Origin of the sequence: Enterobacter cloacae complex sp. 382A5 (assembly GCF_050031095.1) — a bacterium.
Taxonomy (GTDB): Bacteria; Pseudomonadota; Gammaproteobacteria; order Enterobacterales; family Enterobacteriaceae; genus Enterobacter; species Enterobacter cloacae.
In genome coordinates this window covers 2471130-2485790 of the sequence record NZ_JBLGVK010000001.1, presented here as the reverse complement: position 1 = coordinate 2485790, position 14661 = coordinate 2471130, and the positions used below count along the sequence as shown (strand labels likewise).

Annotated in this window: 14 protein-coding genes and 4 pseudogenes; all 18 read left to right on the top strand. The window is 50.0% G+C overall.

The window, feature by feature from the left end; all coding sequences use genetic code 11:
* The first annotated feature begins 1 nt into the window (after position 1).
* The 18 genes and pseudogenes from ACQG2G_RS11760 to tssE all read left to right on the top strand — a co-directional run bounded on the left by ACQG2G_RS11760 (position 2) and on the right by tssE (position 14646).
* Complete coding sequence (locus ACQG2G_RS11760; RefSeq protein WP_248105074.1) at positions 2-430, top strand: hypothetical protein; 429 nt, start codon at positions 2-4, stop codon at positions 428-430.
* 55 nt (positions 431-485) lie between these two features.
* Positions 486-674, top strand: a pseudogene (locus ACQG2G_RS11755) (type VI secretion system baseplate subunit TssF); the annotation flags it as partial.
* The gene (tssG, locus tag ACQG2G_RS11750; protein ID WP_061772948.1) at positions 638-1720 is read left to right on the top strand and encodes a type VI secretion system baseplate subunit TssG; all 1083 of its coding nucleotides are present in this window, start codon (positions 638-640) and stop codon (positions 1718-1720) included. The pseudogene ACQG2G_RS11755 and the gene tssG, both read left to right, overlap by 37 nt.
* A 35-nt stretch (positions 1721-1755) precedes the next feature.
* Positions 1756-2280, top strand: a complete 525-nt coding sequence (tssJ, locus tag ACQG2G_RS11745; protein WP_061772949.1) for a type VI secretion system lipoprotein TssJ — start codon at positions 1756-1758, stop codon at positions 2278-2280.
* Positions 2281-2284: 4 nt separating this feature from the next.
* Positions 2285-5068, top strand: coding sequence for a type VI secretion system Vgr family protein (locus ACQG2G_RS11740; RefSeq protein WP_248766529.1), 2784 nt, complete (start codon positions 2285-2287; stop codon positions 5066-5068).
* A 1-nt stretch (position 5069) separates the two neighbouring features.
* Positions 5070-7484: a phospholipase D-like domain-containing protein gene (locus tag ACQG2G_RS11735; protein WP_080453144.1), complete on the top strand. Its 2415-nt coding sequence runs from the start codon at positions 5070-5072 to the stop codon at positions 7482-7484.
* A gap of 7 nt (positions 7485-7491) precedes the next feature.
* Positions 7492-8673 (top strand): T6SS immunity protein Tli4 family protein, encoded by a 1182-nt coding sequence (locus ACQG2G_RS11730; RefSeq protein WP_061772967.1) that lies wholly within the window; start codon positions 7492-7494, stop codon positions 8671-8673.
* 62 nt (positions 8674-8735) lie between these two features.
* Positions 8736-8930 (top strand): annotated as a pseudogene (locus ACQG2G_RS11725) (type VI secretion lipoprotein TssJ); the annotation flags it as partial.
* A pseudogene (locus ACQG2G_RS11720) lies at positions 8917-9177 on the top strand (contractile injection system protein, VgrG/Pvc8 family); the annotation flags it as partial. The pseudogenes ACQG2G_RS11725 and ACQG2G_RS11720, both read left to right, overlap by 14 nt.
* A complete protein-coding gene (locus ACQG2G_RS11715) occupies positions 9154-9600 on the top strand; it encodes a Tox-REase-5 domain-containing protein (protein ID WP_340674265.1) in 447 nt (148 codons plus the stop codon). The pseudogene ACQG2G_RS11720 and the gene ACQG2G_RS11715, both read left to right, overlap by 24 nt.
* Entirely contained in the window at positions 9597-9839 is a 243-nt protein-coding gene (locus ACQG2G_RS11710) for a hypothetical protein (protein WP_061772345.1), read from the top strand. The genes ACQG2G_RS11715 and ACQG2G_RS11710 overlap by 4 nt, the downstream gene beginning before the upstream one ends.
* Positions 9806-10312, top strand: coding sequence for an Imm52 family immunity protein (locus tag ACQG2G_RS11705; protein ID WP_248078574.1), 507 nt, complete (start codon positions 9806-9808; stop codon positions 10310-10312). The genes ACQG2G_RS11710 and ACQG2G_RS11705 overlap by 34 nt, the downstream gene beginning before the upstream one ends.
* Positions 10313-12361: pseudogene (locus ACQG2G_RS11700) on the top strand (type VI secretion system Vgr family protein); the annotation flags it as partial. It abuts the gene before it with no gap.
* A gap of 191 nt (positions 12362-12552) precedes the next feature.
* Positions 12553-12840 (top strand): hypothetical protein, encoded by a 288-nt coding sequence (locus ACQG2G_RS11695; RefSeq protein ID WP_248078571.1) that lies wholly within the window; start codon positions 12553-12555, stop codon positions 12838-12840.
* Between the two features lie 242 nt (positions 12841-13082).
* The gene (locus ACQG2G_RS11690; RefSeq protein WP_248078568.1) at positions 13083-13244 is read left to right on the top strand and encodes a hypothetical protein; all 162 of its coding nucleotides are present in this window, start codon (positions 13083-13085) and stop codon (positions 13242-13244) included.
* Entirely contained in the window at positions 13234-13794 is a 561-nt protein-coding gene (locus ACQG2G_RS11685; RefSeq protein ID WP_061772655.1) for a hypothetical protein, read from the top strand. Before ACQG2G_RS11690 ends, ACQG2G_RS11685 begins: the two co-directional genes overlap by 11 nt.
* A 192-nt stretch (positions 13795-13986) precedes the next feature.
* A complete protein-coding gene (locus ACQG2G_RS11680; protein ID WP_080453117.1) occupies positions 13987-14187 on the top strand; it encodes a bacteriocin immunity protein in 201 nt (66 codons plus the stop codon).
* Between the two features lie 6 nt (positions 14188-14193).
* Positions 14194-14646, top strand: coding sequence for a type VI secretion system baseplate subunit TssE (gene tssE, locus ACQG2G_RS11675; RefSeq protein WP_061772656.1), 453 nt, complete (start codon positions 14194-14196; stop codon positions 14644-14646).
* Positions 14647-14661 lie beyond the last annotated feature (15 nt).

Genomic DNA, 14661 nt, shown 5'->3' with positions numbered 1-14661 from the left:
CATGGCAACACAATTAAAAAAATTTACAACAGCATTATGCTTATTAGTTATATCAACATCGGCATGTTGCGCCCATAGCAAGGATGTCTTAGTCAATGCCAATAGGCTAAAAAGCACAGGTTTTTTGGATGGACAGACGGGTTCTGTAGATGTTGACCTGAACGGTGATGGACACGAAGATACCATTGAATATACTTTTTCAAGTACAACGCCACCTAGTACATGTGACCAGTCAGATTGCATGTCTAGTCTGGACAACTCTCCAATATTAACATTCCAGATAAAAATGCATGATGGTAAGTCTATCGATGGTTCATACATGTGTACCTCTCTAGATGTTTCAAAGGAACTTCACAATGGAATGAAAGACATATTATGCGGACCCAAATATATACTTCGCTGGAACGGTGAAGAATATGATACAGACTAATTAGTACTATGAGCTCCTTCTAATAGGAGGTGCCAAGTTCCAACCTAGAATGACTATTAATATCACGATGAATATGGACAATTTTGCAGGCGAGGGCGATGTGAATCTCTTCGGCGAGATGCTGCACCGGTTCTTTGCGCTCTATGCCGATATTCACCTCTTTAACCAGCTCACGCTGGTACTGCAACCGACAGGGAAACGACTGAGATGGCGCGAGAATCACAGCCAGCACGTACCGGGCTGACGTTAGCCCTTGATAAAGACATCTGGCGGGTCAATTTTTATCGTTTCTGCCAGCTGCTGGAGCAGGAAAATCCGGACGCGCCGAAACTGGGTAGCACCAGCCACCCGGGCAACGACCCGGTACGTTTCAGACCCTGGCCGGGAATGGGATTCCCGGTCAGCACCCTGAAAGCGGTTGAGACCGACGAAGACCACCCGACATTGCCCCCAACGGTCCGCACGACTTTTCTGGGGATGTATGGCGTGGACTCCCCTCTGCCGACGTCCTATCTGAATGACATTGCGCAGCGCCGTGAAGGCTATGAGGCGGTCACCTCGTTTCTGGATATCTTCAGCCACCGCATCACCACGCAATATTACCGGATCTGGCGAAAATACGCGTATCCGGCCACCTTCGAGGCGGGTGGTCGCGATGCCACCTCGCAGTGTCTGCTGGGTCTGGTGGGACTCGGTATACCGGGCACGGCTGATCGGGTGGCCACGCCGGTTTCCCGTTTCCTGGCCCTGCTGGGGACCATGCGATTGCCCACCCGCAATGCTGAAGGCATCCGGGCTCTGGTGAGCCTGCTGGCACCGAATACCCGGACATTTATCACCGAACCCGATCCGGTTAAGGTCCATATCGATAACCGCAGTGGGCTGGGTAGCGGACACCGCGTCCGTCTTTCACAGCGGGCCACGCTGGGTAAAACGGGCAGGGAAGCCTGTAGCAGAGTGCTGGTGACACTGGTCACGGAAGATCCCGGCGAAGCCGAAGGCTGGTTACCCGGTGGCATCCTCCATACCGATTTGCTGGTCCTGATGCGCGTCTATCTTGGTTACCGCAGCAATGCCCGACTGCGCCTTACTGTACCCGTGTGGTTGTTGCCTGAGCCGCGCCTTGGCAAAGGCAGGCGTATTCAGCTCGGGCGCACCGGCCTGCTCGGACTGAAGGACGGCAGACTCAGCGATAACCGGGAAACCCTGACCGTCAGTCTGGGCTGCTATGAAGGGCTCCGGTGTTCTGCGTTCCCTCCCGCTGAAGACGGGCATTACCGCTTCGACTAAATACGTATTCACATTCTCAATAAAGGAACTTTTGAATGGCAACAGTAACCCGCTGGTGGGCGCTGACGCTTATTGCCTGTGGTCTGCTCACAGGCTGCGGTCTGACACAGACCGTCACGGACGGTACGGTCAGCATCACGAAATCCATCTTCTACAAGAAAATTAAAACGCTGCATCTGGATTTTACCCCGCGCAAGGCCATAAACGCCGATGGCGCACAGACGCCGCTGGCGACGATGGTGCGGGTCTGGCAGCTTAAAGACCGTAAGAATATTGATGCAGCAGACTATCAGACGCTGCTGCGTAAGGCCGATACGGTTCTGAAAGAGGACGAGCTGGCGTCAAAAGAACTGCTGGTGATGCCCGGGGGCAGCATGACACTTAACATGCCGATGGACGAGGAGGCACAATTTGTGGCTGTAGTGGGGCTGTTCAACCGTCCCGACATGGAGGATAACCGCTGGCGCCTGGTGCTGACCCGTGACGACCTCGACCCGGACAAACCCCGTACGATTGAACTGGGTGATGGCTGGCTCAGCCTCGTACCGGTAAAGGAGTGATGTGATGGATAACTGGCTGGCGCTTTTTGACGGACAGACGCGTTACTTTCTGGATATTAATGACAGTACCGTGACGGCGGATGTCCTGCGTTTTCGCGGCAGGGAAGCCCTGAGCGAACCATTCAGATGGGACATCGAGTTCACCTCCGGGCAGGCGAACATCCCCCCGGAACAGGTGCTGATGAAATATGCCTCGTTGCGGATGCGCAGCGGTAAAAATGTGCACGGCAGGGTGACCCGTCTGGAATGGCTGTCCACATCAAAAGACCAGTCCCGCTACTGGCTCACGCTCAGTTCCCGCCTGGCGCTGCTGGGATACACCCGGCAGTGCGCCGTATTTCAGAACCAGTCCGTGCCGGAGGTGGTGGAGCAGGTTCTGCGCAGACACGGGCTGGAGGGACCTGATTTTGAATTCCGGCTGGAGCGCAGCTACCCGCCGCGTGAAATTATCACCCAGTGGCGGGAAACGGATTTGCAGTTCATTCAGCGCATCCTGTCAGAGGTGGGGATTTACTGGCGCACGGAGATGGATGACACCCGTGAACTGGATACGTACATTTTTGCCGACAGCCAGCTGAATTACCGGTTTGACGTGCGCCTGCCGTACCGCGAGCCGTCGGGACTTTTCGACGGCGCGGCAGAATCCGTCTGGGATGTGCGGACCTGGCACAACGTTGCCACCGGCACCGTCGCCACGCGGAACTACAACTACCGGACCGCCACCACGCCGATGGATGCGACGGTCAGCGTGCGCAGTGACGCGGTCACCACCGGGGAGCATTACCGCTACGCAGCGCCTTACCGTGACGCGGGTGATGACACTGACCCCGAACCGGAAACCGAATCCGGTGCATTCTATGCCCGGCTTCATCACGAGCGGGAGCTCAACAGGTCGGCCCGTATTCACCTGTTCAGCAACGCCTCACATCTTGCGCCCGGTCAGGTGCTGGAGCCGCAGGGGGATGTGATTACCGCACTGAAGGAGGGCGTGATTATCACGCTGACAACGTACCGCGCCTCGCGTGACTCGCGCCTGCACGTGTCGGTGTGGGGCATGCCCTACACCGAACGTTACTGTTTCCGCCCGGCGGACATCCCGCGCCCGGAAATCCACGGTACGCTCCCGGCCCGGATTGAGAGCCGGGAGAAGAATGACATCTACGCCCATCTGGATGAGCACGGACGCTACCGGGTCAGGCTGGACTTTGACCGGGAAGAGAGCGAACCGGGCTACGCGTATCTGTGGCTGCGGATGGCGAAGCCGTACTCTGGCGATACATATGGCTGGCACACGCCGCTTACCGACGGGACGGAAGTGGCGATTGCGTACAGCAACGGCGATATCGACCTGCCGTATATCTCCCACGCCCTGCACGATTCTGAACATCCCGACATCGTTAATCGCGACAACCGCAGCCAGAACATTCTGCGCACCGCCGCTGATAATGAGCTGCGGATGGAGGACCGCCGCGGTGAGGAGCATATCGCGCTGACCACGCCATATGGCGCAACGCAGTTGAATACCGGGCATCTGGTGGATGCGCAGGACAAACCGCGCGGCACCGGTACGGAACTGCGCACCGATGAGCACGGCGTTATCCGCGCCGGAAAGGGGCTGTTTGTCAGTGCGGATGCGCAGCCTGAGGCGCAGGGCGATGCGCTGGACAGGGATGCGGCCCTGAAGGAAATCGACCGGCTTAACCAGCAGTTGCAGCAGCTGGAAATCGCGGCGGAGCAGGCGCAGGCGCTGAAAGCGGATGTTGACAGCCAGATACAGATGTTTGCGCAGCGGCTGAAACCGCTCAATGAGGCGCTGCTGATGTCCGCCCCGGAAGGGATGGCGCTGACCAGCGGTGAGCACCTGCAGATGACGGCCACAAAAAACGTTGCCATCAACGCCGGAGGCGATATCAGCACCGGCGTCATGGGTAACATGACTGCGCTGGCCGGAGACAGGCTCGGCCTGTTTGCCCGCACCGGACAACTGAGCCTGAAATCCGGGGAAGGCCCCGTGGAGGCGCAGGCGCAGAATGGCAATATGAGGCTGTTTGCAGAGAAGAAGCTGACGCTGAGTTCAGCGAGTGACATCTCGTTTGCCGGAAAGAAACGCATCACGCTGATTGGCGGCGGGAGCTACCTGCGGCTGGAGGCGGGGAAGATTGAATATGGCACAACGGCGACGTACCTGCGGCGGGTCAAAAGGACGATGAAAACCGGACCAGCTTCATTGCCATTAAATTTGCCTTTAATGCCCCTGGTCGACCTGTTTACCTCCCGGCTTGCAAACCCGCCAGCGGGAGATTCGCAGGAACAGAACAAGCCACAAGAACAGGACAAGATAAAGCTGAAACCTGTGCTCCGTATTTCAGACGCTCCAGGAATCAATGGGGTAGTTCAGCCTGGCTGTAAATGGCAGATTGTTCTGGCAGATTCTTATATGCAGGCCGTTACAACGGATGAGGTACTGATGAATGGACAATCTGATTCGGAGGGGCAAATATTACAGTCAGAAGACCAGCAATATCAACTAACTGAACTGGCGAAACAATATGCAAACCAGCTATGGCTGGTTGTCGGTCATCGGGCCCACCGTCTCTATTTCAATGTGATTCCTGCTGCCACTAATGAGGATGTAAAAGATTTTTGTGCGCAGGATACGATGGGATTCCATCGTATCTTTAACCGTATTTCCGGAAATATACTTCCGGGCGAAAAACTGAAACAGTGTATAAAGACCGAGCAGCAGGTGAGCGGAGTAATGCTCGAATCACTCAGGGAGAGTAAATAAAATGGGGTCGCTTAAACTTGACGACGGTATGAACCGGTGCAGTGTCTATTTTGAGGACAAATGTGAAGAAAGCTATATCGCAACGGCTACTCATAATCATTGGGTACACTACACCAGTGGCCCGGAAAGGCAGTCAGAGAATTTTGCTGAGTATACAGAGGGTAATGTCGTGCAGGCTTTCCTTGGTGGAAAGGAGTATTTTTCTGCGCTTCTGGCAGCTTTTAAGCAGGCAAAAAAGTGCATTTATATTACTGGCTGGCAGGTGAACTGGGACGCACAACTGGCGGAGGGGATACGGCTGGTTGATGCACTGCTGGAGTCTGTACAGACAACTTCGGGTTTACAGGTTTATATTATGCCGTGGGAGAACCCGGCGCAGGTTGAGACGTATGCCGCGGCAACGGAACGGGTATTTGCTGCGATGAATACCCATCTCGGACGGCAGGCTTTTTATGTTCAGCGTGCGGGCTCTAAATCCGGAGTGATGTTTTCGCATCATCAGAAATGCGTGATTGTCGATGAAAAACTGGCATTTGTCGGCGGAATTGACCTGGCCTATGGACGCTATGATGACCATTATGGTCTGCAGGCAAACGCAGACGGACGACAGGGCATGAATATGTACAACTCCTGTATTCCACCCATTGTTCATCGTCCAGGTTATGACCCGATGAATGAATATGTTATTCCAGTTGGGAAATATTCGCGGGAGCAGCAGCAGGGTGAGCTTAAGCGAGCGGAAAAACGACAGACGGACAGCGTTCAGCACATTATTGATACAGTATTAAAACATGAACTCTGGCAGTCTCAAGGGCGTTCGAAGGACAGCGTTTATCTGGATCCGACAATACAGCCCCGGATGCCCTGGCAGGATTACCAGGTACAAATTGAGGGGCCCGCGGTGGATGATCTGATCAGAAACTTTGTACTGCGCTGGAACAGTTATTCACACCGCTGGCCTGACAATCCGCTACAGACCCGTGTACCTGAACTTGAAATCCCTGCAATACCATCCGTAAAAAAGGGAAGCTGTCAGGTACAGGTATTGCGCAGTGCTTCACTGAATATGCGACTGGATGAACATAAAAATATGCCGGAAATTGCGCCGAAAGCGCGACTGAAACAGGATGATATTTTACGCAGCCTGCATCTGCTTATCAGTAAGGCGGAGCATTATATTTATATAGAGAATCAGTTTTTTGTGTCGGCATTCGAGAAATCGTCCATAACACCTGATCGTGAACTGAGCCCGGTTGCTAATAATTTGAATCCGAAGTTTGCTAGCTGGGCAACCCGGCTCTTACCGAATGATGAGGCGCCACAAAACCCGGTAGCGGAATGGCTGGGGGACAGAATTAAGCGTGCGATTTTTAGTCATATGACACAGCCGTTTCATGTCTGTATCGTACTGCCGGTGCACCCGGAAGGGCGGCTTGATGACCCGGCTATCGTGGCGCAAATTCATCTGACCCGTCAGTCACTTGTATTTGGCTCTCACAGTCTGCTGAACCGTATCCGCCGCAGCCTGTGGGTGAAGCAACAGCTTGAAACGCAGGAGGTACCCCGCAGGGAGTGGAGCAGGAAAATCACAGAACTGGAAGAAAAGTGCGGTGATGAATATCAAAATATCCCCCTGGAAGCCTGCGATGAATATGTGACGCTATTAAACTTGCGTGACCATGCGGAACTAAACGGAATGGCGGTGACGGAGCAGATTTATGTACACAGTAAACTTATGATTGTGGATGATCGCTATGTGCTGGTGGGTAGCGCGAATATTAATGACAGGAGTCTGTTGGGTGACAGGGACTCTGAGCTGGCGGTACTGATATCGGATACTGAACATGGTTATACCGACCTGGATGGCAGTGGAACAGCAGTCCCATACCGTAATTTTGCCCGCGAGTTGCGACAAAAGGCATGGCGTAAATGGCTGGGAAGCGCAGCGGGAGAGTGTGCAGAGGTGCTGGATAAACCTTCGCTGAAGGTGAACTGGGAAAAGATTCAGGCGCTGGCGAAAAAAAATTTAAAAACTTATGAGAACGTATTTGATTTTATTCCCAGAGATAATAAATTTAATTCAAAGGCTGGTGATGAAAATTATCTTGAAAACAGTGAATCGGAATCAGAAAATGATGTTGTAAATACAAGAGCATCAATTTGGCCAGTAGTGGCAGTCAACACTCCTGCAGGGAGTGAGAATATGCCATTTTCTGATCTTTTCTGGCGAAATTATAATAAAAAGAATCACAATATAAAAAAAGTTAAAGGTTTTTTTCATGCTCTTCCTGTTCACTGGACGGAAAATGAAAATAATTTAATACAATACAATATGCGTTTAATTGCGAGCCGCACTCAGCAAAATAACGATGAAGTCGAACTTTTAGATAATAAAAACAATCTCAGAATGGTGTAGCAGGAAAATGAAAAAAATAGTACTAGCACTAGTGGGAGTTGGGCTTTGTTTTCCACATAAAGCCCAGAGTTTATCGTGGAAAAATGAGTGTGTCAGCTATTATAAAATACAGTTGCCGGACAGTCTGGAAGTCGCGTTATATCCAATTAAGGGGTTTCTTGAACCGAAGTACCGTCCGGAAGGTAATGGTTATTTTATAACGCGCCGATATGCAGGTAATGGCATAACATTTAGTGATGAATATAACACAGCTTCAAACGATACTGTTCAGGCACAATTCTCATCATTCTATTACAACAACTACAGACTTGGTATATCAAGTAAGAATCCCAGCGCAATAGATTTTTCTGCATATCGAATGAGAAGAATTGATAGCATAGAATTTAATAAAAAAATTGCCCTTCAGAAGGAAGAACTGGACCTGAGGATATTGGGCGAACCCATGACCACTACAGCAGAATTTCACAGAAAACATGAATACATTTTAAAAGATTACCCTGATGCTTTCGTTGATTATGATTTCAGGGGTTATACAATATATATAAATAGAGATGATCGCCTGTATCATTTCTGGAGAAAGAATGAGAAAAGCACAGAGGACAAATCTCAAACAGCTAAAAGGCAGGTAGAAAAAAGCGAATCTGAGGTTCTTTCTCTCCTTAATCGTTTCAGATCACGAAGGCTCTATGAAGTCCCTTCAGAACAGGGGTTCTGCTTACCTTACGGTTTTATTGCCGGTGATTCCGGGCATGAACCTCGTAACATGGGAGTGACATACCGGCTTAAAAACCACCCGGATGTGACCATATTTTTTCAGGATCTGGGAGCCAATCCAGGTCCCGGAGAAAGACGTCCAGACCCCAATATGAGTGCCAAAGATTATGTGACTTATTTCTGGAATATGCGGTATGGACACTCGTTTCGCGATATAAAATTATACGGAAAAGGATTTAGCTATCCTGACATAGATAACCGGAAAGCGGTTGCTGCATTTGCGAAATTTACGCGACTAAGTAAAGAAATTGATTATGGCTATGTGGCGTTTGTCAGAGGTGCAATCCCAGACGAGCCTGATTTGCTATTTTATGTTATGCGTGACAGTCGACAGGCGAGAGGTAACCCGCCAATGGGCAAGGATGAGCTGGAAAAACTGGCAGAACATATTGTCAGTTCTATTAAGAGGCGGTAATTCATTTATTACTGCCTCCACAATTTTTTATCCCTTTATTTTCGCCTGCATTACTATTAATGCCGCTGGCGACGATGGTGTGGGTCTGGCAGCTCAGGGGTCGTAAAGTGGTTGATGCTGCCAATTACCAGACACTTCTGCGCAAGGCCGATACGGTCCTAAAGGACGAGGTGCTGGCGTCAAAAGAACTGCCAGTGATGCCAGGTGGCAGCGTGACACTCAATATGCTCATGGATGAAGATGCTCAGTTCCCGGCTGGCGCTGCTGGGATACACCCGGCAGTGCGCCGTATTTCAGAACCGGTCCGTGCCGGAGGTGGTGGAGCAGGTCCTGCGCAGCCACGGGCTGGAAGGACCTGATTTTGAATTCCGGCTGGAGCGCACCTATCCGCCGCGTGAAATTATCACCCAGTGGCGGGAAACGGATTTGCAGTTCATTCAGCGCATCCTGTCAGAGGTGGGGATTTACTGGCGCACGGAGATGGACGACGTGCGTGGTCTGGAGAAAACGTGTGAGAACTGCCCACCTGAAGGGAAAGTGATGCCGATGGTGAGGCGTTGTTCGCGCTGGAGTGAGGTGACGATTAATTACCAGACGAGAATATGTGGCACGTTCTATAATCCAGAAACTAAACAGATACAGGAATTTAAGTATTGTGGCGTATCGTTTGATGGCTGGAAAGACAAGTTGTGTCAGTTCTGGGAAGCCAAAGCGAGATATGATCAGTTTTTTGATGCTTTTGGTGATCCTAAAGGTTGGTGGAAAGGCTACAGAAGTGGCTTGAGTCAAGCTGGTAGACATCAGGCTGTTGCGACAGTTAATCAACCTTTAAAAGTTGTGTGGATATTTATGCAACCAGTGAGTTATCGGTATTTTTCAAAAATGTTTAAAGACTTTAAGGATATAATCACAAGGTGGGTGCCATGATAAGAATATCAGCCAATGCTTACTATGAAGATACTCAGACTCCTAGCGTTGAATTATGTCTTGATGAGCTTTTTTATATTTCCGAGTTGATTGATGTGTTGTTAGGAACAAAGAAGAAGTGGTATGAAAAAGGATATTCAAGGAAGCAAGCACTTGATCATATAGTGTTTAATCATAAAAAAGCCGAGCCGCATGTCATTGAAAGATGGCGCAGTCAAGTAAAAAAAATCATCCACTGATTATAGAAGGTGTCTGGGATGGAGAAGTTGACAGCAAAATATGCTCAATTAACTATATAAAAAAACATATTGACAATATCAAAAAAACAAATTTGGATGTTAGCATTACCTGCAATGAAACAGACATAAGTATAGAAAAAGTTGTTGCTTTATTAACATCTCTAGTTTGTGATAAGGGTCAAATATATGCGCCCATAAATACGAATGGCTATTGGAATAATGAACGCAATGTTTTCCCTGATCGAATTTGCGTGGGGTGGATGATTTACATACCTGCAATAATATTACCAAGATTAATCCCGGAAGCCGCAAAAATAGTACCGATTTTCGATAGTGAGAAGCAAAAGGGAACTATTGTTGTTTCAACCGAAGAAATATTCGATGGAAACAACAAAGATCACATTGGCAAAGCTAATGACATTGAAATAAGGCTTCTGGATCTTGGGCTGCTACCTCTGATGACTGAGCTTTAATCCTACCCACCACGTGAACTTATCACCCAGTGGCGGGAAACGGACCTTGAGTTTATCCGGCGCATTCTGTCTGAAGTGGGGATTTACTGGCGCACGGAGATGGACGACACCCGTGAGCTGGATGTGTACATATTTGCCGACAGCCAGCTGAACTACCGGTTTGATGTGCGCCTGCCTTACCGCGAGCCGTCGGGACTTTTCGACGGCGCGGCAGAATCCGTCTGGGATGTGCGGACCTGGCACAACGTTGCCACCGGCAGCGTCGCCGCGCGGGACTACAACTACCGGACAGCCACCACGCCGATGGATGCGGCGGTGAGCGTGCGTAACGATGCGGTCACTACCGGGGAGCACTACCGCTACGCAGCGCCTTACCGTGACGCGGGTGATGACGCCAGCCCGGAGCCGGAAACCGAATCCGGCGCGTTCTACGCCCGGCTTCACCACGAGCGGGAGCTGAACAGGTCGGCCCGCATTCACCTGTTCAGCAACGCCTCACATCTTGCGCCCGGGCAGGTGCTGGAGCCGCAGGGCGATGTCATTACCGCCCTGAAAGAAGGTGTTGTCCTCACGCTCGTGACCTTCCGGGGCGCCCGTGACTCCCGTCTGCACGTGTCGGTCTGGGGCATGCCCTACACCGAGCGTTACTGTTTCCGCCCGGCGGACATCCCGCGCCCGGAAATCCACGGCACGCTCCCGGCCCGTATTGAGAGCCGGGAGAAGAATGACATTTACGCCCATCTGGATGAGCACGGACGCTACCGGGTCAGGCTGGACTTTGACCGGGAAGGCACGGAGCCGGGTTACGGCTACCTGTGGCTGCGGATGGCGAAGCCGTATGCCGGAGACACGCTGGGCTGGCACACGCCGCTCACCGACGGCACCGAAGTGGCGATAGCGTACGGCAACGGTGATATTGACCTGCCGTACATCGCGTATGCGCTGCACGACTCGGAACACCCGGACCCCGTGACCCGCGACAACCACACGCGCAACGTGCTGCGCACCCCGGCGAACAACAAGCTGCGGATGGAGGACAAACGGGGAGAGGAGCACATTAAGCTCGCGACGGAATATGGTAAAACGCAGCTTAACAGCGGGCACCTGGTGGACGCTCAGGGAAAAGCCCGCGGTCAGGGCACCGAACTGCGCACCGATGAGTGGGGAACCCTGAGAGCCGGGAAAGGGCTGTTTGTCAGTGCGGATGCGCAGGCGAAAGCGCAGGGTGAGGCGCTGGACAGGGATGCGGCGCTGAAGGAAATCGACCGGCTGAATCAGCAGCTGCAGCAGCTGGAAATCGCGGCGGAGCAGGCACAGGCGCTGAAAGCGGATGTTGACAGCCAGATACAGATGTTTGCGCAGCGGCTGAAACCGCTCAATGAGGCGCTGCTGATGTCCGCCCCGGAAGGGATGGCGCTGACCAGCGGTGAGCACATGCAGATGACGGCCACAAAAAACGTTGCCATCAACGCCGGAGGCGATATCAGCACCGGCGTCATGGGTAACATGACTGCGCTGGCCGGAGACAGGCTCGGCCTGTTTGCCCGCACCGGACAACTGAGCCTGAAATCCGGGGAAGGCCCCGTGGAGGCGCAGGCGCAGAACGGCAATATGAGGCTGTTTGCAGAGAAGAAGCTGACGATGAGTTCAGCGAGTGACATTTCGTTTGCCGGAAAGAAACGCATCACGCTGATTGGCGGCGGGAGCTATCTGCGGCTTGACGCGGGGAAGGTTGAGTACGGTACGACTGCGATGTATTTGCGCAAGGTGAAGCGGACTTTGGCGGCGGCCTCTAATAATTTACAAGTCACAACAAAGCCAATGCCATTTATTGATGATCTGATAAAAGATGGTTTATATGATGAGCAATTCCGCGTCCTGGATGATAATGGCAAGCCTTTAGCCAACGTTCCGTACTTTATCCGTAATGAATATAATGAAACATTTAAAGGTGTCACCGATGCTCAAGGTTTATGTAAACGTGTTTTTACAAAGGAACCATCCAAACTAACTGTTTGGTTAGGTGTTCATGCTCTGGAGAAGTGGTAAATGACTGAACAATCAGCTTTAACCAATGAAACCCCACTTTCAACATATGATATAACTGGGTTGTTAATGCCCGCTCGAGCATTTTTTTTACCGTTGTTGATGAGCCAGGTAAAGATGGTTTCTTGGTTAGGAAAATATATGCTTCAAATTCTGATCCTTACCTTTCAAAAATGGATTTATCAGAGGCAAAGATGCTTTCTGAAACTAATCCAGAGCGATATGGTTTAATTCCAAAGAATTTTTCAGCTTCCTATTCTGTAGCAGAGCATGTGATGGGCAAGAATGCATCAGCTTATATTTCTACTAGTTCTGCATTTCCGGAAGGATCTCCAAGGTTTGAAGGTAAAACAATTATTGTTGATATTGATAAAGCCGTTAAGTCAGGTGCGAAATTAATTTCTACAGAAGAGATACTTAAGAGTCTTGACGACTACAAGAAACAAAACCCACACCTTGGGAAACGCATTGACAAAATATAAAATTATGTTAGAGACATAGATAAGGAAGTATTGTTGCACGGTGAAAAAATACCAGCTGCTGCGATTTTTACTCCAGAAACATTAAAATACACAAAGTATTTTACACGTGGTGCTCGTGTGGTACAGGTAACAGGGATTGTCTTTACAGCCTATGATCTAGAGCAGGCGTCTGAAAAGTCGCTTAAAACGGTAGCGTTAAACCGATAACTGCTGAGGTCATCAGACAAGCTTGAGGATGGGGGATGGCTGTTGCTGGAGCAAAAATAGGTACAGCGGCAGGTGCGGCGGTTGGTATTGAGACAGGGCCAGGGGCGGTGCTGACAGGGCTCGTTGGTGGGATTATATTCGGAACTGCAGGTTACTTTGGAGCAGATTGGGTGGCGGATTACATTGATGAAAATTAACGTATTTAATTTGTTTAGAAAAAAAAATGAATTTCAGGATGATTTTCCTATGGCACAATTCAGCGCTTTGCCAAGGGGGGCGGCTACATATCCGTCATTTTTATCTTTGGAAAAAAATAATATACATGCTTACTCAGCACGGTTTATGATAAAGCCTGAAGATCTATCAGCTATTGAATGTTTAATTGAGTTATTTTTTCATGGAAAAGTTAAAATAGATGAGGAAAAAGAAAAGGTTGTAGATCATAATAAAGTTCTTATTTGTTATAAATTTAAAGAATTTGGGCAGAATATAGTAAGGATTATCACGAATGATAATGAATTTGTCAAATGCCTTTGTGAGAAAGGGTTAGAACCTCCAGGACCAGAAAGTGTATTTCCTGATAAGAATTTTGGTAATTATGGTAGCCTGCAAGGAGATATGGCATTCTGGTGGGATGTATATTGGGAGCCGTTTTGGAAAAGCTTAAGAGAGGAAGAGAAAAGACAATATCTCGAGCGAAATAATTTCTCGGTTGATACCATCCAATTTTTGGAGTACCGCCATTAGCTAAAATATATACAACATCATTCACCTCGATTATCCAAAATTCTCTACATAAAATTTATTAGTGCCCTCTATTAGTGTTAGGTCTGCTCGTAAGCCAGCACTGACGGTGGGGTCTGGCAGCTCAGGGATCGTAAAGCGGTGGATGAGAAGAATGACATTTACGTCCATCTGGATGAGCACGGACGCTAACGGGTGAAGCTGGACTTTGACCGGGAGGGCACGGAACTACTGGAGCATTTTGAAAAAATTACCAACCATCCCGATGGTGCAGACTTGATATATCACATTATTGATGACAAAGACGGCAACTCTGAGGAAATAACAAAGGTAGTGAAAGCATGGAGGAAATCTCAAGGGCTTCCTCTTTTTAAAGACTCTGAAGCAGGTTATTGAGGTAAAATGCCAGACAGAAAATCACCATCTTTATACGAAATTCTTACTGGCAACTTTACAGGGGCTCTTCCCCTTGAAGTTGTAAACGAAGAAGACCTGGTCATTTTATCCGTACTGGATAACATCCAGCGTATTTTGAACGCCCGTGCAGGAACCGTAAGCCATTTACCAGATTATGGTTTGCCCGATATGAGCAAAATTCTGCAAGGCATGCCTGGCACAGCCCACGAGCTGATCGATACGCTGTCCGGTGTCCTGCTCAGGTATGAACCCCGTTTGCAGTCACTCAATGTCACCTTACTCGAACAGCAAGTGCCTGGTGAGCTGCGCTACGCTATTGATGCAGAACTGCGAGGTATCGGACTTGTACGGTATGGCACCGAGTTTATGCCGGAGGGCAGGGTATTAATCCGACACCTGAAACAGCAGCAGTACCTTGATACCCGCACCGCACTCTGATTTTTATTCAGGCTG

What these genes read in the sequence shown, in the direction of transcription:
- ACQG2G_RS11760 (WP_248105074.1), top strand. Translation starts at nt 2, where the DNA reads ATGGCAACACAATTAAAAAAATTTACAACAGCATTATGCTTATTAGTT.
- tssG (WP_061772948.1), top strand. Translation starts at nt 638, where the DNA reads ATGGCGCGAGAATCACAGCCAGCACGTACCGGGCTGACGTTAGCCCTT.
- tssJ (WP_061772949.1), top strand. Translation starts at nt 1,756, where the DNA reads ATGGCAACAGTAACCCGCTGGTGGGCGCTGACGCTTATTGCCTGTGGT.
- ACQG2G_RS11740 (WP_248766529.1), top strand. Translation starts at nt 2,285, where the DNA reads ATGGATAACTGGCTGGCGCTTTTTGACGGACAGACGCGTTACTTTCTG.
- ACQG2G_RS11735 (WP_080453144.1), top strand. Translation starts at nt 5,070, where the DNA reads ATGGGGTCGCTTAAACTTGACGACGGTATGAACCGGTGCAGTGTCTAT.
- ACQG2G_RS11730 (WP_061772967.1), top strand. Translation starts at nt 7,492, where the DNA reads ATGAAAAAAATAGTACTAGCACTAGTGGGAGTTGGGCTTTGTTTTCCA.
- ACQG2G_RS11715 (WP_340674265.1), top strand. Translation starts at nt 9,154, where the DNA reads ATGGACGACGTGCGTGGTCTGGAGAAAACGTGTGAGAACTGCCCACCT.
- ACQG2G_RS11710 (WP_061772345.1), top strand. Translation starts at nt 9,597, where the DNA reads ATGATAAGAATATCAGCCAATGCTTACTATGAAGATACTCAGACTCCT.
- ACQG2G_RS11705 (WP_248078574.1), top strand. Translation starts at nt 9,806, where the DNA reads ATGGCGCAGTCAAGTAAAAAAAATCATCCACTGATTATAGAAGGTGTC.
- ACQG2G_RS11695 (WP_248078571.1), top strand. Translation starts at nt 12,553, where the DNA reads ATGCTTTCTGAAACTAATCCAGAGCGATATGGTTTAATTCCAAAGAAT.
- ACQG2G_RS11690 (WP_248078568.1), top strand. Translation starts at nt 13,083, where the DNA reads ATGGCTGTTGCTGGAGCAAAAATAGGTACAGCGGCAGGTGCGGCGGTT.
- ACQG2G_RS11685 (WP_061772655.1), top strand. Translation starts at nt 13,234, where the DNA reads ATGAAAATTAACGTATTTAATTTGTTTAGAAAAAAAAATGAATTTCAG.
- tssE (WP_061772656.1), top strand. Translation starts at nt 14,194, where the DNA reads ATGCCAGACAGAAAATCACCATCTTTATACGAAATTCTTACTGGCAAC.